Source organism: Lonsdalea iberica (genome assembly GCF_002111585.1).
Classification (GTDB): Bacteria; Pseudomonadota; Gammaproteobacteria; order Enterobacterales; family Enterobacteriaceae; genus Lonsdalea; species Lonsdalea iberica.
Genome location: NZ_LUTP01000052.1, coordinates 1 through 19,753, shown reverse-complemented (window position 1 = coordinate 19,753; position 19,753 = coordinate 1). Strand labels below are relative to the sequence as shown.

Genomic DNA, 19,753 nt, shown 5'->3' with positions numbered 1-19,753 from the left:
TCCCTTTTTTCGCCGGTGATCGCACCCGCTTGCCGCGGAAGCCGCCACCGCCAGTGATGAAATTGCGCGGTTTAGATCGCGTCGACCTTGGTCGCCATCGGGTTATTAGGATGCGTGGTCCAGTTGGCGTACTTCTCACTGACAACGATGCCAGTCCGCTCATCCACCTCGCCGGGCGCCAGGCTGCGCAGCGTGATGCACGCTTCCACCGGACAGATAGAGACGCACAGGTTGCAGCCCACGCAATCTGCCTCTTTCACTTCAAAATGGCGCTCGCCGTCCTTCGTGTGGGTGATGGCCTGATGCGAGGTATCTTCGCAGGCCAGATGGCATCGCCCGCATTTGATGCACTTCGACTGATCAATCACCGCCTTGTCGATGTGGTTCAGGTTGAGATAGCGCCAGTCCGTGACGCTGCTCACAGCGCGTCCGCGAAAATCATCCAGCGTGCGGTATCCCTTCTCGTCCATGAAATGGCTTAGACCGTTGATCATGTCGCGCACAATCGGGAAGCCGTGCACCATGACCGCCGTACACACCTGTACCGTGCCGCAGCCCAGCGAGATGAATTCGGCGGCGTCGCGCCAGGTCGAAATGCCGCCGATGCCAGAGAGGGGCAATCCCACGGTGTCCGGATCGCGGGCGATTTCAGCCACCATGTTGAGCGCAATCGGCTTCACTGCCGGGCCGCAGTAGCCGCCGTGTGAACCTTTGCCGCCGGTATTGGGATGAATGCTCATCTGATCGAGATCCACCCCAATCACCGAATTGATGGTATTAATCAGCGATACCGCGTCAGCGCCGCCGCGCCGGGCCGCGCGAGCCGGATAGCGGATATCGGTAATGTTGGGCGTCAGTTTGACGATGGTCGGCAGGCTGCAGTACTGCTTGCACCAGCGCGTCACCTGCTCGATGTACTCCGGCACCTGCCCTACCGCGGCCCCCATGCCTCGCTCGCTCATGCCATGCGGGCAGCCGAAGTTCAGCTCAATGCCGTCTGCGCCGGTTTGCTCCACCAGCGGCAGGATGTATTTCCAGGACGCTTCTTCGCACGGCACCATAATCGACACAATCACGGCGCGATCCGGCCAGTTGCGTTTCACACGGGCGATCTCTTCCAGATTGACGTGCAGCGAGCGGTCGGTGATCAGCTCGATATTGTTCAGGCCGAGCACCCGCCGGTCGGCCCCCAGCAAGGTGCCGTAGCGTGGGCCGCTGACGTTGACCACATGCGGGTCGATACCCAGCGTTTTCCACACCACGCCGCCCCAGCCGGCTTCGAACGCTCGCACCACGTTGTACTCTTTATCCGTCGGCGGCGCGGACGCCAGCCAGAAGGGATTGGGGCTTTTAATGCCCAAAAATTCGGTACTGAGATCAGCCATGCGCACGCCCCCGGTCCAGCAATACAGAGATCGATGCGTCGTTGACCACCTGACGCCCCGACACGGTTAAGGCCAAGTCGATATCGCGGGCGGCGATTTTGCCCTGCCGTACCGCATCCACCGTCAGATCCAGTCCGCCCGCGCAGCAGTCGCCGCCCGCCCAGACGCCCGGTAGGGACGTTCGCCCCGCGTCATCCGTCGCGATGCGCCGATCGATGAGCCGGATAGCGTCGCCAGTGGCCATCGGGTCGTAGGTCTGCCCGATCGCCTTCAAGACCATGTCCGCAGGCAACGTATAGGCTTCCCCGCTGACGACCCGCTTGCCGTCTTCTCGCTGCATCACGGCGAACGACACGCCCGTCACCACGCCATTTTCGCCGTGGATGGCCTGCGGCGCAGACCAGAAACGCAGGGTGACGCCGCACTGTTTGGCCCACGCCCGTTCGTGGGGCGAGGCTTTCATCTCCGCCTCGCTTCGACGGTAAACCAGCGTGACCTCGCGCGCGCCCAGCTTTTTGGCCTGCACCGCCGCATCGACGGCGGTCATCCCGCCGCCGATCACCACCACGTCACGACCCACGGGCACTTGGCTGAGATCCGGGGCCTGACGCAGCTCGGCAATAAAGTCGACCGCTTCACGCACGCCGGTCAACGGCGTTTCGGGAATGCCCAGCGCATTGACACCGGCAAGCCCCATGCCAAGGAACACCGCATCGAACCCGGCGCGCAGCTGCTCCAGCGTGATATCACGCCCCAGCCGCTGGCCGAGACGCAGCGCTATGCCGCCGACGGAAAGCAGCCAGGCGATCTCTTTCTGGGCGAAATCGTCGGTCGTCTTGTATGCCGCCAACCCGTATTCGTTCAGGCCGCCGGGTTTGGGCCGGGCGTCGAAGATCACCACGTGATGACCGCTCACCGCCAGCCGATGGGCGACGGTCAATCCGGCCGGTCCCGCCCCCACCACCGCGACGTTTTTGCCGCTAGCGGCGGCGCGCATAAACAGCGGCCGCCCCGGATTGGCGAAGTAGGCGTCGGTCGCAAAGCGTTGCAGCAGGCCGATTTTCACCGGCTTGCCGTCCTGGTCGTTGCGCACGCACGCCTGCTCGCACAGCGTTTCCGTCGGACAGACCCGGGCGCACATGCCGCCCAGCACGTTCTCACGCAAAATAGCCTCGGCGGCCCCTCGCACGTTGTCCTGCGCGATGCGGTGAATAAAGCTCGGCACGTCGATCTCCGCCGGACATGACCGCGTGCAGGGCGCGTCGAAGCAGTAGTAACAGCGGTCCGCTTCAATCACGGCCTGAGTGGCGGTCAGCGGCGGTGCGCTGTCGCTAAACTGACGCGCATACTCCTCCTGCCTTAGCCGGTCAGCCCGGATGCCGGGGGTATTTACCCCTACAGGGGTCTGGTTTTTCATGCGTCGAACTCCTCTGTCCAAGGCCCTGTCTGAAACAGGGGCGTGCAATGTTCTCAGCTGGCGCGGTATCGCCGGGTGGCCTCATGCTCATCATGCTCCTCAATAAAACGGAGCGGGAGCACGAGAATAAATCCTGACCAACTGGTTAGGTTTTCTAAATAAAAGATGCGATTTATGTGCCAGCTTTTGCCCATCCGGCTAATCCGCGCAAAACAAGGGGTTATCAAGCCATAACTCTTCACGATGATGACCTGATCGTCTCTATTTGGTGCATTTCACCTCTCTTTTGCAGCAAAATTGATCAAGCGCGATCTTTCGGGGCAATAAAAAGAACACCGCAGAGAGGTGGCGTAAAGCGATGTTGAGGGGGGAAACAAGACAGTGACAGCAACGTGCCGACCGGTGCTGCACAGACTACTCAGGGGAGATATTTCTCAATCTGCGAAACCGCCGGGGAGAGAGAAGCAGCGCTACGTCTCCAGACCGCAGATGCGAAATACGCAATTCAGCACATGATCGGTGGCGCGCTGCTGCGCGGCGGCAGATCCCGCCTCTTCGCCCATTACGGCGGCGATCTGTACCGAAAAGTCAGCGTAAGTCTGCGTCATCGACCAGACGGAGAAAAAGAAGTGCCGGGTATCCAGCGGCTTTATGCGGCCTGCGGCAATCCAGCCTTCGAGCACCGACGATTTTTCGTCCACCAGCTGACGCAGTTCCGTCTGTAAACGCGCATGCACCCTGGGTGCGCCCTGCAAGATTTCATTGGCGAACAGCTGCGACGCCTCGGGATGTTCAAAACTAAAGCTAATCTTATGAATGACGTAGCGTTCAATCGCCGTTTTTGGATCGGCCTGCGGGTGCAAATCATCCAGCGGCGTCAGCCAGTCGTGCAGAATGTCATCCAGCACCGTGTGATACAGCGTTTCTTTGTTGCCAAAGTAGTAATGCAGGTTGGCCTTGGGCAAACCGGCCGCTTCGGCGATCAGGGCCATCGTAGCCCCCTTGAAGCCAAAACGCGCGAATACCTGCTCCGCCGCCTGCAAAATGATGGCCTCATTATCTTGCCGGATACGCCCTTTCTCCATTTCCTCACCGCGTTCGGCGGTTCGCGAGCCATTCGGGAGCGGGGAAACCGGTGCGTCTGACACTTTACTGTTCCACATCATTCACGTTCTCACGGGTATACGACAACAATCGCCGTCCCTGGCGCCGACAATCTGTCCTGAATCACCTTTGCTATTTCGCCGCGGCGTCCCAGACGACGTGGCTCATCGCGGCATCGCCCGGATCTTTTTTGATGACCGGCGTGCCGCCGCTGTTCAACAGCACATCCACCGTACGGCGATAGGCGGCCGGGTCGAGATAACCGATCTGCGGCGTGTTGGCATGCGTGATCAGCTTGGCGACGTTCTCCATCTGGCGCTGTTGCACCTCAACGGTGGCCGCGCCCGACGCATCCTGCTCAACGATAATCTCCGCCGCTTCCTGCGGATGCGACACCGCGTAGTTCCAGCCCCGGTAAGACGCTTTCAGGAACTTGGCCATTTTGGCGACGAACGCCGGATCGCCGAGGCTCGGCCCCAGCACGTACAGGCCGTCCTCCAGCGTGGAAACGCCCTGATCCTCATACGGGAAGGTGATCAGATCGTCCGGCTTCAGGCCCGCGTCGATCAGCTGCCCGTACTCGTTATAGTTCATGGTGGAAATGCAGGCCGCCTGATTTTGCAGCAGCGGATCGACGTTAAACCCTTGCTTCAGGACCTTGATATCCACATCGGGCTTGTAGCCCAGCTTGTTCATCCAGTTAAAGAAGGGGTACTCGTTTCCGCCGAACCAGACGCCCAGCGTTTTCCCCTTCAGGTCGGCCGGCGTACTCACGCCGCTGGATTTCTTGCAGGTCAGCATCATGCCGGAGCGGTCGAAAATCTGCGCGATGTTAACCAGCGGCACGCCCGCTTCGCGCGCCGCCAGCGCGTCCGGCATCCAGTTGACGATCACATCCGCCGACTTGCCGGCGATGACCTGCACCGGCGAGATATCCGTGCCGCCAGGCTTGATGACAACATCCAGCCCTTCATCCTGGTAATAGCCCTTCTCCTGCGCGACGTAATAGCCCGCAAACTGCGCCTGCGGCACCCACTTCAGCTGCAGCGTGACTTTCTCGGCGGCATACACCGACAAACAGCCGCTCAATGACAATGCGGCCAGCCATAGCCCACGAAGAATTGCAGAACGTTTGATCATCAGAGATATCCTCACATTAAGTGAACACAAAGCTTCCGTCTCGCGGCCGCATCGCGACTACGACATGCCGCGTACGGCGGGGTGCCAGAAGTTGATTTGTTTCTCCAGCCTGACCAGCAGGGCATACGCCAGCGACCCGACGACCGACGCCACGACAATCGCCGCCCAAACGGTCGCCATATGCATACGCGCCGCTTCCGTCGAAATACGGAACCCCAGCCCCGCCGTCGGCGACCCGAAAAATTCCGCCACGATCGCACTGATCAGCGCCAGCGTGGCATTCACCTTCAGCGCGCCGAAAACGAACGGCAGGGCCGCGGGCAAACGTAGCGAGAACAGCGTCTGGCGCGGGCTGGCGGCATAGCAGTACATCAATTCTCGCTCCCTTTTTTCGCAGGCCTGCAGCCCCGCCAGCGTGCTGACCAGCGCCGGGAAGAACGTCACCAGCACGATCACCGCCGCCTTCGAAGGCCAGTCGAATCCAAACCACATCACGGCGATAGGCGCGACGCCCACCAGCGGGATGGTGCTGGTCAGATTGGCTAGCGGCAGAAGCCCGCGTTGCAAAAACGGCAGCCGGTCGATCATCAGGCGACGAGAAAGCCCAGTCCGCAGCCCAGCGCATAGCCGATCAACACCGATTTCACTACCGTCTGCATTACGTCGCCCGCCAGCATGCCAGCGCCCTCATACAGCGCGCGCGCAATATCCAGCGGCGTGGGCAGCAGCACCTGCGGCACCGCGAATACGGTCACCAGCAGCTGCCAGAAATAGAGCACCCACAGGCCAAATAGCGTCGCCACCAGACTCGGCGGCAAGGCAACGTCGCTCACGCCCGCCAGCCGCTGGACACTCAGGCAGGCCAGCAACGCGACCGCCGTCAGGGCAAGCCAGTAGGCGGCTCCGCCGCCGTCGAGGACGATCAGCCAACCCGCCGCGCCTCCAACGGGTGCCATCAGCAGTAGCCAACGGCACAGAGACGATGACGGAGAAAATCCCAGCAGCACGGCAGCTAATGCGAACAGGATCACGCCGAGCATGAGGTAACGGTCGGCGACATCGCCAGTCATCAGCCATTGGCTGAACGCCAACAGCACCATCAGCAGCGCGGCAACCAGCATCACCACGCCGGAGATTGCTTTTGCTTTCATCGTCCCCCCTTGCGCGACATCATCACCAGTCTCTCCGTCTGGCTCACCAGCGCCGTCAGCGCCAGCCCGAGCAAAGACGCCATGACCAGTGCCGACCAAATCTGGATGGTGTTGCCGTAGTAAGAACCGGTTAGCAAACGCGCGCCCAGTCCAGCCTGCGCGCCGGTCGGCAGCTCGGCGACCATTGTGCCCACCAGCCCGCTGGCAATGGCGACGCGAAAGGCGGGAAACAGATACGGCAGTGACGAAGGCAGCCGCACCATCCAGAAGGTGTCGACCCGGCTGGCGGCATAGGTGTGCACCAGCTCCATCTCCATTTTTTGCGGCGATCGCAGCCCCTGAACGGCGGCGATCGTCACAGGGAAAAAGCACAGGTACATCGCGATAGTGGCTTTCGGCAGCAGCCCCGTAACCCCCATGCTGCCCAAAATAATCAACACAATGGGCGCGATTGCCAGCACCGGCACGGTCTGCGACGCCACAATCCACGGCAGCAGCGCTTTATCGAGCGTGCGGGAGTGGACGATACAGATTGCAAGCAGCATGCCCAGCATGATCCCCATGGCGAAACCGGTCAGCGCGGCGCTGGCCGTGACCCAGGTGTGGAGCAGCAGGTTACGCGGCGAAGTGACCGGCCATCGCGTCAGGCTGGTCCAGATATCCGCGATAATTTGATGCGGCGCGGGCAGCACTGGACGCGGCATGGAGAACGTGACGCTGACCAGCTCGCGCCAGCCCCAGTCACCCTTCGGCGCCAGCGTGCGTTCAATCGCTCCCGGCGCATTGAGGACGATGGAGAGCAGATACCAGCTGACCACAGCGGCGGCCAGAACCACGCCTATCGGCAGCGCGTGATAGCGCAACGCGTTAATGTTCATGGTGCCCCTCCACCAGCGCGTCCCTCACCGCTTGCGCCAGGTGAATAAAGTCGGGGGTATCGCGCAGCGACAGATCCCGCTCGGGCGGCAGCGGCGACGTCAGCACTTTAACGATGCGGCCGGGGCGGGGCGACATGATGACGATGCGGGTAGAGAGATAGACCGCTTCCGCGATTGAGTGGGTAACAAAAACCATCGTGCGCTGTTCGGCATGCCACAGCTGCTGTAGCTGCTGATTGAGGTTGTCGCGCGTCAGTTCGTCTAGCGCGCCGAACGGCTCATCCATCATCAGGATCTGCGGAGAGAACCCTAACGCGCGAGCGATGGAAACGCGCTGTTGCATCCCGCCGGACAGCTGCCACGGAAATTTCTTCTCGAACCCCGCCAGCCCGACCCGCGCCAGTTGTTCGCGTGCAATAGCCTCGCTCTGGACAGGCGGACGCCCCTGAATCTGCAACGGCAACATCACATTCGCCAGCACCGTGCGCCACGGCAGCAGCACCGGCGACTGGAACACATAGCCATAAGCGCCCGCCTGCCGCGCCTCGGACGGCGTCATGTCATTAACCCGCACTTCGCCGGAAGTCAGCGGCTCCAGGTCGGCAATGGCGCGCAGCAACGTGGTTTTCCCACAGCCTGACGGCCCGATAAACGACACAAACTCGCCTTGCCGGATGGTCAGATTAATATCTTTGAGCGCATGTACCGGCGATCGGCCGAGGGGTAGATGATATTGGCGTCGCGCACCACCACGGCGGGTCGGGCCGTCGCGGTTTTCAACGTCATGACGGAGGGTTCCTCAGCGGACAGACATTGGCTCATTGCGGTTCTCCCTCTGGCAATTTTGACCGGGTGGTTAGGTTTTCTCATCCTGATCTATGCGATTTCCGTGCCATTTCCTCGCCGCCGAGGATAACCCCACAAAATGTGGCAGGATTACTGACGTTGTCGGCAATATATCGATTATTTATGGCTAAATTGGTGCAAATGACGTCACGTTTGCGTTGATATGAAGCAAGAAAAAACGGTGAGGAAGCGGGTATATCCCGCTGCATGGGGACAGCGGGATAAGCGGTTAGGATCAGCCGAGTGTTGCTGTCAGTGCGGCGAGCGCATCGTCAATAATCGCCAGCCCCTGCCGAGCCTCATCAGCCGTCACGATGCACGGCGGCACAACGTGGACGCGGTTTTCCGCCAAAAAACCGAGCAAGCCGCGCGCGTACAGGTCGGCTTTGAGCTGCGCCATCTTATCCGCGGGCATCGGTGTTTTGGCGATAGGATCGGTCACCAATTCCAGTGCATGGAACACGCCTTTTCCGCGCGTTTCGCCGACGATGTCGTATTTTTCCGCCAGATGGCGCAATCCAGGCGCCAGCACGGTGTCCCCTATCTGCGCCGCGTTGTCGACAATGCCCTCTTCCGCCATCGCGTCCAACGTCGCGACAATCGCCGCCATCGCCAGCGGATGCCCGGAGTAGGTCAGCCCGCCGGGGAACAGCCTGTCATCGAAAAAGTGGGCGATCGGATCGGAAATGATCACCCCGCCCGCAGGCACATAGCCGGAGTTCACGCCCTTGGCGAAGGTGATTAAATCCGGCGTCATGTCGTAGTGGTCGAAGGTAAACCAGCGACCGGTGCGACCAAATCCGGCCATCACCTCATCCATAATCAGCAGGATATCGAACTCCCGCGCCAGCGCGGACACGCCAGCCAGGTACCCCGGCGGCGGCATCAAGATTCCCGCCGTGCCGGGGATGGTTTCCAGCAAAATAGCGGCGATGGTGCCGGGGCCTTCGCACTCGATAATCCGGCGCAGATGATGTAGCGCCGCCTGGCACTCCTCTTCCTCGGTGGTGGCGTGAAACTCGCTGCGGTACAGATACGGCGTGAAAAAGTGGATATGGCCGCGGAAATAGTCGTTCGGCAACCGCCGCCAGTCACCGGTGGCGCCAATCGCGCTGCCGGTGTTGCCGTGATAGGAACGGTAGCTGGAGAGCACCTTGTCCTTTCCCGTGAACAGGCGTGCCATGCGAATGGCGTTCTCATTGGCGTCCGCGCCCGCGTTGGTGAAGAACACCTTGCTGAAATTTTCCGGCGCCAGCGACACGATGCGCTTCGCCGCTTCGCCACGCGCCAGATTCGCCGTGGCGGGCGCAATCGTCGTCAGCCGATCCGCCTGCGCCTTGATGGCGGCCACCACCTTCGGATGCTGAGCGCCGATATTGGTATTCACCAGCTGACTGCTGAAATCGAGATAGGTCTTCCCGTCGTAGTCCCACAAGCGGCAGCCCTCGCCGCCCGCAATCACCAGCGGGTTCAAGCCGCCCTGCGCCGTCCAGGAGTGAAAAACATACTGTCTGTCGAGCTGACGGACCGTGTCGTTTGATGGTGCGGTCATCTTTGTGTCCTCCTCTGCGACCTTTTTTTGCGGTCGGCGGCTATAGGGATCGTTCTCTCTCTGGCAGACTAAAAACAAATCCGGCGGATGCGATAGAGCCAGTTGCGGATAATCGTTGGGTCAGAAGGTGTCCCATCGCTTTTTCCCAACTGGCCCTATGACGCCGCCGCGGGGATTCGTAAAGTCAGTTTTTTTACCGTGGACAGCCCTGCGAGCCCACGGACCATTTGATTGAGGGGAGAAGACGTTTCATGCCAAACATTGTATTTATCACCGGCGCCACCTCCGGATTCGGGCAGGCCGCCGCCCGCCACTTCGCCGCGCAGGGTTGGTCGTTGATCCTCACCGGGCGTCGGGCCGAGCGTCTGCAAACGCTGTATGACGAGCTATCTCCACAAACGCCGACCTATATCGCCACGCTGGATGTCCGTGACGCCGCCGCCGTTCAGGCGCTGGTGGACAGCCTGCCCGCCGACTTTAAGGCGGTGAAAACGCTGGTCAACAACGCCGGACTGGCGCTGGCCCCGCAGCCTTCCCAGACGGTCGCGCTGGAAGACTGGCACACCATGATCGACACCAACGTCAAAGGACTGGTGAACGTCACCCACGCGCTGCTGCCGACGCTGATCAACACCGGCAAAGGGGCCAGCATCATCAATCTCGGCTCCATCGCCGGCCAATGGCCTTACCCCGGCAGCCACGTCTACGGCGCCTCGAAGGCCTTTGTAAAACAGTTCAGCTATAACCTGCGCTGCGATCTGCAAGGCACCGGGGTGCGCGTCACCGATTTGGCCCCCGGCATCGCCGAAACCGAATTCACACTGGTCAGGACCAAAGGCGATCAATCCGCCTCCGACCAGCTGTACCGCGGCACCACGCCGCTGACGGCGGAGGATATCGCCGAGCAGATCTTCTACATCGCCACGCTACCGGACCATATCAATATCAACCGCGTGGAAGTGATGCCGGTGCGTCAGGCCTGGTCCGCGTTCGCCATCGACCGCGATCCCAGCTGACGAAGGGGCTTCCCCCTTGCTGCGTTGGAGGGGGGAGAGTGAATTAGCGCAAAATAAACATAGCCTGAAAACTATCTTGACTCTGTATTACTCGCGATGAAATTGATTTCGCCATGAATTTATGAATGATACACCCACAATCATCGGGAAAGGGTTGGTGAATTTCATGGACATCAAGGACTGGCTTCTATTTATCGGCGGTGCATATCTCGTCGTGTCATACACTCGCAGCAAGGGAAAACCGCAGGCGCCGCGCATTCCTCCATCCGAACCAAAAACATACCAATCAGAGCGAATCATAAGAAGCGCGGCCAATCAGCATGATCAGCTATATTTCGTTTCCAATAACGATTTTGGTCGAAAAAAATTGATGAATAAGGACGAATACTGTCTATTCAAAAAAATCGAGAAGCTTCTTAACGATCGCCACTGTTATTATCGCATTTTCCCTCAGGTTTCATTGGGGGAGATTCTTTGCTCCAAAGATAAAAATGCCTATAGTTCCATTAATAGTAAACGTGTCGACTTCGTCATTATTAATGCCTATGGCGACCCGTGTGCCGTAGTCGAATTTCAAGGAACCGGCCATTATCAGGGCAATGCCACTACCCGCGACGCCGTTAAAAAGGAAGCGTGTAGAAGGGCCGGAATTAAGTATTTTGAGATATATCATGACTACAGCAGCGATGATATCGAACAGATAGGGCGTTATCTAAATAGTACCGTTAGTCATCAGCCTACCCCGATAAGCTGAGTATTCATTTCTCGCGCCGCAAACGGCGCTTTTTTATATAATGGATTCATTCATGACGTTTTTTATCTCTACTGATAACGATATATCCATTTCTTGGATATCTGTGCGTCGAGGCTGAAAAGATAAAACTAACCTTTTGATCGGATACCGTTTATTTTGACAAAGAGTGAATGAATATTGACACATTCATACAGGAAAACGAAAAGTTAAAAATAGCTCATGGACAATGCACACTATAATATCCCATCATTTATCGGTTTCGCATACTTTGAAAAAGGTGAGCCAGCCGTTTCCCGTCCACTATTTCATTAGTGATTGACGTGAAAATATCTTATTAAGAATATTTATCGTGCCTATGACGAGGATCATAATCCTATTCCATCAATGTGGATTTATCACTAACCCCATGATTAACAACGCAGTATAATTTAGCCCCATAACTTTCTGATAAGGTTAAAGTTGTTAATGAAATATATCCCATTATTTACAGCCAGCTTATTTCTGGCCTGTGCGTCTCCGGTATTCAGCGCAGAACATGTCCATTGGTCTTACGATGGGGAGCACGATCCCGCTCATTGGGGCGCGGATTTCCACACCTGCGGCGACGGCATGTATCAGTCGCCTATTAATATCACCGCTGTTCAGCACACGCATCAGAAGCCGTTGCAGTTGCATTTTAGTCAAGAAGACAGCCTGCGCGTGATTAACAACGGTCACACGATCGAAGTCGAAGATAAGAAAGGCGATACCTTAACGGTCGACGGCGAGGCATTTACCCTGCAACAGTTTCATTTTCACGCTCCGAGTGAAAATCAAATTGATGGGAAAACCTTTCCGTTTGAAGGCCACTTCGTGCATACCAATGCGCAGGGCGAGGCGGTTGTCGTCGCCGTCATGTATCGCCTAGGCGCGCCCAACCCGGAACTGGACAAAATCTGGCAGCAGATGCCGAACGAGGTTGCTCACGAGAACGCGCTGACCGCCCATATTCAGCTGCGTAAATTACTCCCGCAGAATCTGAGCTACTACCGCTACAGCGGCTCCCTGACCACCCCGCCTTGCACCGAAGGCGTGCGCTGGATGGTGCTGAAGCACCCCCAAACCGTCTCCGAGCAGCAGATTCAGCGCTTCAGCGCCGTCATGCATCACCACAATAATCGTCCGCCTCAGCCGCTGCACGGCCGTGTCGTGATCGATTAATTTCAGGCAGGCTCCGCGGCGAGCAATTCGGTATGGATATTGCTACTTTCACCCTGAGGCCGTTCAGACCCATGAGGACTACAGGATGATCGAGCGCTGTCTGCACATCGATTTTGTCGCCAGCCGGAGTCTGCAAGAGCAGCTACGCGAAAAGCTGATAGATGCCATTCTGACGGGGGTCTTCCCGGCGGAAGAGGCATTGCCGTCATGTCGAAAGTTATCAAATCAGCTCGCTATCTCACGCAATACCGTGGCGCTGGTGTATGAAAGCCTGCTGAACGACGGCTATCTGACCAGCCGTCCCCGCAGCGGTTATTTCCTGCATCCGGATTATCACCAGTCCGAGACGCTCGCTGAGATCCGCCGCCGGCAGACAACCGTGGACGAAAGGCCGCCTCCGCCAGACTGGGGCAAGCGGCTCAACGTCAGCCCAAGTGGTTTTTTCGCCATCATGAAACCGGCGCGCTGGATGGACTACCCCTTTCCATTTATCTACGGCCAGCCGAATACCCAGCTGTTTCCGCTCGAACAGTGGCGTGAAACGACCCGTCGCATCACCGGCCTGCATCGCGATCATCGTTGGCTGTACGACCATATCGATCAGGACGTGCCGCTGCTGATTGAGCAGGTACGACAGCGGATTTTGCCCAAGCGCGGCATCCTCGCACAGGCCGATGAAATCCTGATCACACTCGGCTCGCAAAACGCGCTCTCGCTGCTGTCGCAGCTGCTGTTCAACCACCGCACGCGTGTGGCGGTGGAAAATCCCATCTTCCGAGAAGCGGTAAATACCTTTGCGCTTCAGGGCGCGCAGATCGTGCCGCATAGCCTGGACCACGAAGGCCTGCGGTTAAATGCCGCCTCCACCGACTGCGACTACTTTTACGTTACGCCCAGTCATCAGGCGCCTACGGGCATTCGCATGAGCAACGCACGCCGCGTCGCGCTGCTGGAGCACGCGCGCCTGCACGATCGGATCATCATCGAAGATGATTACGACTCGGAAACCAACCTTGACCCGCAGCCGCGCGCCGCGCTGAAGGCCAGCGATACGCACAACCGGGTGATTTACGTCAGTAGTCTCTCCAAATCGCTGTCGCCCGGTTTACGGCTGGGATATCTGGTGGCTCCCGCCGAGCTGATTGACGAACTGCGGGCGCTGCGTCGCCTGTCCTACCGTCATCCGCCGACCAACATTCAACATCAGATGGCCCATTTTCTGGCGCAAGGTTATTACGAAGCCTATCTGCACCGCTATCGCGAAGACTCCGCGCGCCGCTGGCACAGATTGGATGAGGCGCTGGAGCAGTTCCTCCCCGCTTGCCGTCGTATGGAGGGGAGCGAACATGCCAACGCATTTTGGCTACAGGCGCCGGAAGGCGTCGATACGCATCAGCTGGCGTGGCGGGCTGCGCATCGGGGGGTGCTGATAGAGCCGGGACGGGCGCATTTTTTAGGTCCCAATGCGCCGGATAACTTTTTCCGATTAGGCTTTCACGCTATCGATGAGGCGCGGATTGCGCCGGGCATCGCCCATTTGGCGGAGGCTTTCCGCACGATGGGCGATCCCGATGTCGCGGCCAGTAGGCTTCAGAGGGTGTAGCCCAACTGCTGACGCAAATAGCGCCGGCGCCCAGAAGACCGGGCTGTTTATGGGAGATCATGAAGACCGGGATCGGCGCGAGATAGTCTTTGAAGCGCCCTTTGTCTTCGAAGGCCGCCCGGAAGCCAGAGTGACGGAAGAACTCCATAAAGCGAGGCACTATCCCCCCCGCGATATAGACGCCGCCGAACGTCCCCATCGTTAGCGCCAAATTGCCGCCGAATCGCCCCAGCATCACGCAAAACAGCGACAGCGCACGGCGGCAGTCCAGACAGTCGTCCGCCAGCGCCCGCTCCGACACCGCTTTCGGATTCAGTTCCTCCGGCGTACGGCCGTCGGACTTCACCACCGCGCGGTAGATATTGACCAGTCCCGGACCGGAGAGCACCCGTTCCGCCGACACGTGACCAATGTCGTGGCGCAGCACGGACAGAATGGCATCTTCCTCCTCGCTGTTAGGGGCGAAGTCCACGTGGCCGCCTTCGCCGGGGAGGCTGATCCACCGACCCGCGACCGGCAACAGGTGCGCCACGCCCAATCCCGTTCCCGCACCGTAGACCGCCACGGGTTTGCCCGCTTCGGCGCGACCGCCGCCGAGTTGGATGACGTCCTCTTCCCGCAGCACCGGGATCGCCATGCTGACCGCCGTGAAATCATTGATGACATCCAGCCGGTTGAACCCTAGCTGCTGTTGCAGTTTGGCAATCGAAAAGGCCCAGTCATGATTGGTCATCTCCACCCAGTCGTCGACGACCGGACAGGCAATGGCGATACAGCCGCTTTTGACCGTCAGTTCGCTATGCGCCGACAGAAAATCGTTGATCACCGCTTCCAGGCTCGGAAAGTCGTTGACCGAATACTGTTTGCTGCGCGAAATCGCCCCGTCATCTAACTGACAAAGCGCCAGGCGGGCGTTTGTTCCACCCACGTCACCCACCAATGCATACTGGTGCATATTTTCTATTCTCCGATTAGATGCCTACGTATCCCGGCGGGAAAATGGCTGGCCGATAACCCGGCAGCGCAGCGGAACGCCGCGATTCTTGCGGGGAGAAGACCTGAGCACAGAAGGACGCATTCTGCGCGGAGCACTAAGACGAACGCTCAGCGTCTCCGCAAGCAGGTGCCGGTTTCACGACGGAACACGTTTCGATAAGGTTATCTCGCTCCCTGACACAAATCTAGCCGGATACGTCCGACTCCGCCGAGCCGCGATCAAATTTCCGTATCGCTTGCCGCCCATCCTGAGTATCTTCATCTAAAGGAAAAATCAGCTCATTCCCTGAGGAGATACGCATGACGCTCACCATTCCCGAGGCCCTTATCCCTGTCGACCCGCGTTTCGGCTGTGGACCTTCGCTCATTTATCTGGATGATTTAGCCCGTTTGATGGACAAAGGCCCCCACCTGCTGGGCACCAGCCACCGTAAAGCGCCGGTTCGCGCGCTGTGCGGCGAAGTTCAGGAGGGCTTGCGTTCGCTGCTGTCCGTCCCGGACGACTACAGCATCGTGCTGGGCAACGGCGGCGCGACGCTGCTGTTCGATATGGTCGGGCTGGGTATGGTGAAGCAACGCATCGTTCATCACGTTTGCGGCGAGTTTTCAGGAAAGTGGTTTAAAGCATCCAAGCGCATTCCGTGGATTGATGCCGCCAGCCAAGAGGTGCCTTACGGGCAAGGTCACCGCGAGTTCAGCACCGCTAACGCCGACGTCGTGGCTTGTACGCTGAATGAAACGTCCACCGGCGTAATGAATACGGCGCTGCCCGAGGTGGGCGAAGAGTGCTTGCTGGCCGTAGACGCCACCAGCGGGGCGGGTCAGATCGCCTGCGACCTGTCGCGGGTCGATGTATTCCTGTTTTCCCCGCAAAAGGTCTTCGCCAGCGAAGGCGGCCTGTTCGTCGCCATCCTCTCGCCGAAGGCGAAAGCGCGGGTTGCGGAGATCGCCGCCGACAAGACACGCTATATCCCGGCATTCGCCGACTGGCAGATCGCAATCAACAACAGCGAACAGCAGCAGACCTACAACACGCCGGCGACCGTCACGTTATTTCTGTTCGCCGAACAGGTAAAGCGAATGAATGCGCTTGGTTTTGATGAAGTACTGCGCCAGGCCGCCGCCAAAGCGGACCATCTGTATCAGTGGGCCACCGACCGGGACTATCTGGCGCCTTACGTCGAGGATCCGGCCTTTCGTTCGACCACCGTCGCGGCGATTGACGTGGCGGACGCCGTCTCCGTCGATCGGCTGACTCGCTACCTGGACGAACAAGGGCTGGTGCATGGCATTGAGGGGTATCGGGCGCTGGGACGCAACCAACTGCGCATCGCCCTATTCCATAACATCGCGCTCGACGATGTGAAAAAACTGACCGCGCTGATCGACTTTCTGATTGCCAGCGGCGAGTTCAACGTCGCCTAATCGACGCCCGGCCCGCCAATGTCAGACGACATAGCGTCAGCGTTGGCGGGTGCTGGCCCGCACCACCAACGGGGCCGCAAGCGGCTGCCTCGCCTCAACCTCCTGCCCCCGTAGCTCCGCCAACAGCTGTTCACCGGCCAACCGGCCCATCTGTCGATACGGCAGCGCGACCGTGGTGAGGGGCGGCGAGCACACGGCGGAAAGGTCGCCGCCGCCGAGGCTGGCCACCGCCAGCTGGCTGGGCACATCCACCCCTTCCGCATGGCAGGCCATCATCACGCCGCAGGCAACTTCATCCGTGGTGCAGATCAGCACGTCCAGTTCCGGCCAGGTTAGACGAATTTCCGGCAAGCGCTGATGACCCGTGGCGAAGGCCGGTGGTTCCGTCGTCGCAATAACCCGATGCGGCGAATGATTCACGGCCAGCATCGCGCTGTGCCAACCGTGCATAATCTGTTTGAGCGTCGTACCGCTGGTCTGGCTGCACAGCAGCCCCAGATGTCGATAGCCACTTCCCGCCAGCTGGTGCACCAAAGCCGCCACCGCCTGGGCGTAGTCGACCCCGACGCTGACATCCAGCGGCTGCGGATTTAGAGCACCCACCTGCATCACCGGCAGTCCGGCATTGATCAGCAGGCGGCGTCCCTCGTCGGTGCTGTCGAAATTAAAATGCACCATCGCAGCGGGGTGATAGGCAAGCAGGCGTTCGATGAGCTGACGTTCGCCGCTGGCGGAGTGATTGGCTTCCACCAGCATCATGCTGTAGGCCTCTTGCTTCAGTACCGTTTGCAGTGCTTCCGACACCTGGGCGCATCCCGGCGTCGCAAAGGAGGGAACGACCATGAGGATCAGCTGCGACGAGGCGGAAGCCAACGCGCTCGCTGCCAGATTGGGCACATAATCTAGCTCGGCGATCGCCGCCGCGATTTTCTCGCGCAGCACGGGCGAGACTTTTTCCGGCATCCGCAGCGCTCGGGACGCCGTCATCGCGCTGACGCCGACTCGCTGAGCCACATCGGCCAGGGTACTTTTTCCGGTATTACGCCGCCGTTTTTCTTTCATGCTGTTACCGCCTCCCTCTGTTCGCCCATCGCCGCTTCCGTCCGGGCCATCGTCCCGATGCGTCGCAACGAAGACTCGCCAATCGCCTGCTGCTACCGGAACAGGCGCTTATGGTAACACCGCGGCGAACACGATGACTGGCTCAGCATTCACATTCGCCGACAACGTCTCACTCCGCACATTATTCATCTCTTTCACGTGATGTTAGCGCTAACTTTGCGAAACTTATCACAGAAAGACGGTCGATATCTCACCTACATTGAGGCACGCCTTCCCTGAGTAACGAGGTCAACATGCTCGCAACGTGGCTGACGCCCAAAACCATTCACATCGTGGATCGTGTTTCCCACTGGCAGGAGGCCCTCATGCTGGCGGCGAAACCGTTGCTGGCCGACGGCGCGATCACTCAAGACTACCTCGAGGCGATTATCAGCACCCATCAGTCGATGGGACCGTACTACGTGATCGCGCCCGGACTGGCGCTGCCCCACGCCCGGCCTGAGCAGGGCGTTCGCAAGAACGGGCTGTCTTTGCTGTCTATTCGCGAGGGGGTGAGTTTCGAATCGACGGAAAACGATCCGGTGACGGTCGTGATTATGCTGTGCGCCTTATCTGGAGACGAACACATCAGGATGATTACCGAGCTGGCGGCGCTGTTCAGCGACGAAGAAAGTCTGCAACAGCTGCTGACCGCCTCTTCCCTTCCCGCCATTCAGGCGGTTATCGAAAACTATTGAGACGAGGCTTGTGATGAAAAAGATCCTTATTGTGTGCGGCAACGGGCTCGGCAGCAGCTTTATTGTCGAAATGAACGTCAAAAAACTCGTGGCGGAAATGGGTAAGGAAGCTGAAGTGAGCCATACCGATCTCACCTCCGCCAAGTCGGAACACCCGGATATCATTCTGGGCGCCAAGGACATCGTGGAACAGATACAAGGCTCCGACGCCCAGATATTCGGCCTGACCAACCTGCTGGATAACAACAAGATCAGAGAAATTCTGGCTGCCAACTTGTAACGACGCGCCCAGTCGCGCTAACGGAGTCGCTTATGTTGCAGTTTATTATGAAGGATGTGCTGGGTACGCCCGCCATCCTGGTTGGGCTGTTTTCCTTGTTGGGCTTGGTGTTGCAGAAGAAGCCCTTCTCTGAGGTGGTTTCCGGCACGCTAAAAACCATCATGGGATTTTTGATCCTGATCGCCGGGGCCAATGTGATTTCCTCCACGCTGACGGTGTTCAGTCAGCTGTTCACGCACTCCTTTAATATGCATGGCGTCGTGCCCAACAACGACGTGGTGGCGGCGTTGGCGCAGGCTAATTTCGGTACAGAAACCGCCATGATTATGGTCTTCGGCATGATCGTGAACATTATTCTGGCGCGGATTACGCCGCTGAAATATATCTTCCTGACCGGCCATCACACGCTGTATATGGCGGCGATGCTGGCGGTCATTCTGTCCACCGGCGGGATGCGCGGCGTCAGCCTGATCGCCACAGGGGCTTTGATTCTTGGCGCGCTGATGGTCATCAGTCCAGCCATCCTGCAGCCCTTTACCCGAAAAATCACCCAGTCAGATGATTTAGCTATCGGCCACTTCGGCTCCGCCGGTTATCTGCTGGCCGCGCTGGTGGGTAAAGTCGTCGGGAAAGGCAGCCCGTCGACGGAAGAACTGAAGGTACCGAAAACGCTGAACTTTCTGCGTGACTCTTCAGTCGCGATTTCGCTGACCATGATGATTCTGTTTGTCGTGCTGACGTTGTTCGCGGGCAAGGCGTACACCGAAAGTCAGGTGAGCGACGGACAAAATTATTTGATCTTCGCCATCATCCAGTCCATCACCTTCGCGGCCGGGGTGTATGTCATCCTCGCCGGAGTGCGGATGGTAATCGCGGAAATCGTCCCTGCCTTCAAGGGCATTGCGGACAAGCTGGTGAAAGACGCCAAGCCCGCGCTAGACTGCCCGACCGTGTTCCCATTCGCGCCGAACGCGGTGATCATCGGCTTCCTGTGTAGTTTCCTGGCGGGCCTGATCAGCATGTTCCTTTGTCCCTTGTTCGGCCTGAGCGTGATCGTCCCTGGATTGGTCCCGCACTTCTTCTGCGGCGCGACCGCGGGGATTTACGGCAACATCACCGGCGGACGCCGCGGCGCGGTGATCGGCGCCTTCGTACAAGGTTTGTTGATCTCCTTCCTGCCCGCGATTCTGCTGCCGCTGATGGGGTC

General features: G+C 58.9%; 19 protein-coding genes and 1 pseudogene. 8 read left to right on the top strand and 12 right to left on the bottom strand.

All coding sequences use genetic code 11. From position 1 onward, the window contains the following. Positions 1-71 precede the first annotated feature (71 nt). The 10 genes from preA to AU511_RS14870 form a co-directional block, all read right to left on the bottom strand. Positions 72-1,385, bottom strand: a complete 1,314-nt coding sequence (gene preA, locus AU511_RS14905) for an NAD-dependent dihydropyrimidine dehydrogenase subunit PreA (protein ID WP_094110153.1) — start codon at positions 1,383-1,385, stop codon at positions 72-74. Next, positions 1,378-2,802 carry an NAD(P)-dependent oxidoreductase gene (locus AU511_RS14900; protein WP_094110152.1) on the bottom strand — a complete coding sequence of 475 codons (1,425 nt, stop codon included), beginning with the start codon at positions 2,800-2,802 and terminating at the stop codon, positions 1,378-1,380. Before AU511_RS14900 ends, preA begins: the two co-directional genes overlap by 8 nt. A gap of 470 nt (positions 2,803-3,272) precedes the next feature. Continuing rightward, a complete protein-coding gene (locus AU511_RS14895) occupies positions 3,273-3,968 on the bottom strand; it encodes a TetR family transcriptional regulator C-terminal domain-containing protein (protein WP_240503855.1) in 696 nt (231 codons plus the stop codon). A 70-nt stretch (positions 3,969-4,038) separates the two neighbouring features. After that, positions 4,039-5,046 (bottom strand): ABC transporter substrate-binding protein, encoded by a 1,008-nt coding sequence (locus tag AU511_RS14890; RefSeq protein ID WP_100059683.1) that lies wholly within the window; start codon positions 5,044-5,046, stop codon positions 4,039-4,041. Positions 5,047-5,103: 57 nt separating this feature from the next. Further along, positions 5,104-5,634, bottom strand: a complete 531-nt coding sequence (locus tag AU511_RS17795; RefSeq protein WP_240503854.1) for an ABC transporter permease — start codon at positions 5,632-5,634, stop codon at positions 5,104-5,106. Continuing rightward, the gene (locus AU511_RS17790; RefSeq protein WP_240503853.1) at positions 5,634-6,197 is read right to left on the bottom strand and encodes a hypothetical protein; all 564 of its coding nucleotides are present in this window, start codon (positions 6,195-6,197) and stop codon (positions 5,634-5,636) included. Before AU511_RS17790 ends, AU511_RS17795 begins: the two co-directional genes overlap by 1 nt. Then, on the bottom strand, positions 6,194-7,075 hold the full coding sequence (locus AU511_RS14880; RefSeq protein WP_094110151.1) for an ABC transporter permease: 882 nt from the start codon (positions 7,073-7,075) through the stop codon (positions 6,194-6,196). The genes AU511_RS17790 and AU511_RS14880 overlap by 4 nt, the downstream gene beginning before the upstream one ends. Then, positions 7,065-7,733 carry an ABC transporter ATP-binding protein gene (locus AU511_RS14875; RefSeq protein WP_240503852.1) on the bottom strand — a complete coding sequence of 223 codons (669 nt, stop codon included), beginning with the start codon at positions 7,731-7,733 and terminating at the stop codon, positions 7,065-7,067. The genes AU511_RS14880 and AU511_RS14875 overlap by 11 nt, the downstream gene beginning before the upstream one ends. Before the next feature lie 20 nt (positions 7,734-7,753). Beyond that, complete coding sequence (locus AU511_RS17785; RefSeq protein ID WP_240503851.1) at positions 7,754-7,897, bottom strand: hypothetical protein; 144 nt, start codon at positions 7,895-7,897, stop codon at positions 7,754-7,756. Positions 7,898-8,156: 259 nt separating this feature from the next. Next, the gene (locus tag AU511_RS14870; RefSeq protein ID WP_094110150.1) at positions 8,157-9,473 is read right to left on the bottom strand and encodes an aspartate aminotransferase family protein; all 1,317 of its coding nucleotides are present in this window, start codon (positions 9,471-9,473) and stop codon (positions 8,157-8,159) included. Between the two features lie 251 nt (positions 9,474-9,724). On the opposite strand from AU511_RS14870, the gene AU511_RS14865 reads away from it, so the two are divergent. From AU511_RS14865 to pdxR, 4 genes are all read left to right on the top strand, one after another. Further along, on the top strand, positions 9,725-10,489 hold the full coding sequence (locus tag AU511_RS14865) for an SDR family NAD(P)-dependent oxidoreductase (protein ID WP_094100001.1): 765 nt from the start codon (positions 9,725-9,727) through the stop codon (positions 10,487-10,489). Between the two features lie 121 nt (positions 10,490-10,610). Further along, entirely contained in the window at positions 10,611-11,243 is a 633-nt protein-coding gene (locus AU511_RS17125) for a DUF2726 domain-containing protein (protein WP_100052950.1), read from the top strand. A gap of 465 nt (positions 11,244-11,708) precedes the next feature. Further along, complete coding sequence (locus AU511_RS14855; protein ID WP_094110149.1) at positions 11,709-12,443, top strand: carbonic anhydrase; 735 nt, start codon at positions 11,709-11,711, stop codon at positions 12,441-12,443. 85 nt (positions 12,444-12,528) lie between these two features. Further along, entirely contained in the window at positions 12,529-14,046 is a 1,518-nt protein-coding gene (pdxR, locus tag AU511_RS14850; RefSeq protein ID WP_094110148.1) for a MocR-like pyridoxine biosynthesis transcription factor PdxR, read from the top strand. Here pdxR and glk read toward each other — a convergent pair. Then, a pseudogene (gene glk, locus AU511_RS14845) lies at positions 14,034-15,001 on the bottom strand (glucokinase). The gene pdxR and the pseudogene glk sit on opposite strands and share 13 nt — an antisense overlap. 341 nt (positions 15,002-15,342) lie before the next feature. Between glk and AU511_RS14840 the strand changes: the two are divergent. After that, on the top strand, positions 15,343-16,467 hold the full coding sequence (locus AU511_RS14840) for an aminotransferase class V-fold PLP-dependent enzyme (protein ID WP_094110147.1): 1,125 nt from the start codon (positions 15,343-15,345) through the stop codon (positions 16,465-16,467). Between the two features lie 36 nt (positions 16,468-16,503). Here the strand turns inward: AU511_RS14840 and AU511_RS14835 are convergent, their stop codons facing one another. Further along, on the bottom strand, positions 16,504-17,529 hold the full coding sequence (locus AU511_RS14835) for a LacI family DNA-binding transcriptional regulator (RefSeq protein ID WP_094099997.1): 1,026 nt from the start codon (positions 17,527-17,529) through the stop codon (positions 16,504-16,506). Between the two features lie 293 nt (positions 17,530-17,822). Between AU511_RS14835 and AU511_RS14830 the strand changes: the two genes are divergently transcribed. From AU511_RS14830 to AU511_RS14820, 3 genes are all read left to right on the top strand, one after another. Then, a complete protein-coding gene (locus tag AU511_RS14830) occupies positions 17,823-18,266 on the top strand; it encodes a PTS sugar transporter subunit IIA (RefSeq protein ID WP_094110146.1) in 444 nt (147 codons plus the stop codon). Positions 18,267-18,279: 13 nt separating this feature from the next. Then, complete coding sequence (locus AU511_RS14825; protein WP_085650678.1) at positions 18,280-18,546, top strand: PTS sugar transporter subunit IIB; 267 nt, start codon at positions 18,280-18,282, stop codon at positions 18,544-18,546. 32 nt (positions 18,547-18,578) lie between these two features. After that, the coding region (locus AU511_RS14820) for a PTS ascorbate transporter subunit IIC (RefSeq protein ID WP_094110145.1) at positions 18,579-19,753 on the top strand (1,175 nt) is incomplete at its 3' end.

Coding starts and splice junctions, on each gene's coding strand:
- AU511_RS14825 (WP_085650678.1), top strand. CDS start 18,280: ATGAAAAAGATCCTTATTGTGTGCGGCAACGGGCTCGGCAGCAGCTTT.
- AU511_RS14840 (WP_094110147.1), top strand. CDS start 15,343: ATGACGCTCACCATTCCCGAGGCCCTTATCCCTGTCGACCCGCGTTTC.
- AU511_RS17790 (WP_240503853.1), bottom strand. CDS start 6,197: ATGAAAGCAAAAGCAATCTCCGGCGTGGTGATGCTGGTTGCCGCGCTG.
- AU511_RS14895 (WP_240503855.1), bottom strand. CDS start 3,968: ATGATGTGGAACAGTAAAGTGTCAGACGCACCGGTTTCCCCGCTCCCG.
- AU511_RS14865 (WP_094100001.1), top strand. CDS start 9,725: ATGCCAAACATTGTATTTATCACCGGCGCCACCTCCGGATTCGGGCAG.
- AU511_RS14900 (WP_094110152.1), bottom strand. CDS start 2,802: ATGAAAAACCAGACCCCTGTAGGGGTAAATACCCCCGGCATCCGGGCT.
- AU511_RS17785 (WP_240503851.1), bottom strand. CDS start 7,897: ATGAGCCAATGTCTGTCCGCTGAGGAACCCTCCGTCATGACGTTGAAA.
- preA (WP_094110153.1), bottom strand. CDS start 1,385: ATGGCTGATCTCAGTACCGAATTTTTGGGCATTAAAAGCCCCAATCCC.
- AU511_RS14890 (WP_100059683.1), bottom strand. CDS start 5,046: ATGATCAAACGTTCTGCAATTCTTCGTGGGCTATGGCTGGCCGCATTG.
- AU511_RS17795 (WP_240503854.1), bottom strand. CDS start 5,634: ATGATCGACCGGCTGCCGTTTTTGCAACGCGGGCTTCTGCCGCTAGCC.
- AU511_RS14870 (WP_094110150.1), bottom strand. CDS start 9,473: ATGACCGCACCATCAAACGACACGGTCCGTCAGCTCGACAGACAGTAT.
- AU511_RS17125 (WP_100052950.1), top strand. CDS start 10,611: ATGAATGATACACCCACAATCATCGGGAAAGGGTTGGTGAATTTCATG.
- AU511_RS14835 (WP_094099997.1), bottom strand. CDS start 17,529: ATGAAAGAAAAACGGCGGCGTAATACCGGAAAAAGTACCCTGGCCGAT.
- AU511_RS14830 (WP_094110146.1), top strand. CDS start 17,823: ATGCTCGCAACGTGGCTGACGCCCAAAACCATTCACATCGTGGATCGT.
- AU511_RS14880 (WP_094110151.1), bottom strand. CDS start 7,075: ATGAACATTAACGCGTTGCGCTATCACGCGCTGCCGATAGGCGTGGTT.
- AU511_RS14855 (WP_094110149.1), top strand. CDS start 11,709: ATGAAATATATCCCATTATTTACAGCCAGCTTATTTCTGGCCTGTGCG.
- pdxR (WP_094110148.1), top strand. CDS start 12,529: ATGATCGAGCGCTGTCTGCACATCGATTTTGTCGCCAGCCGGAGTCTG.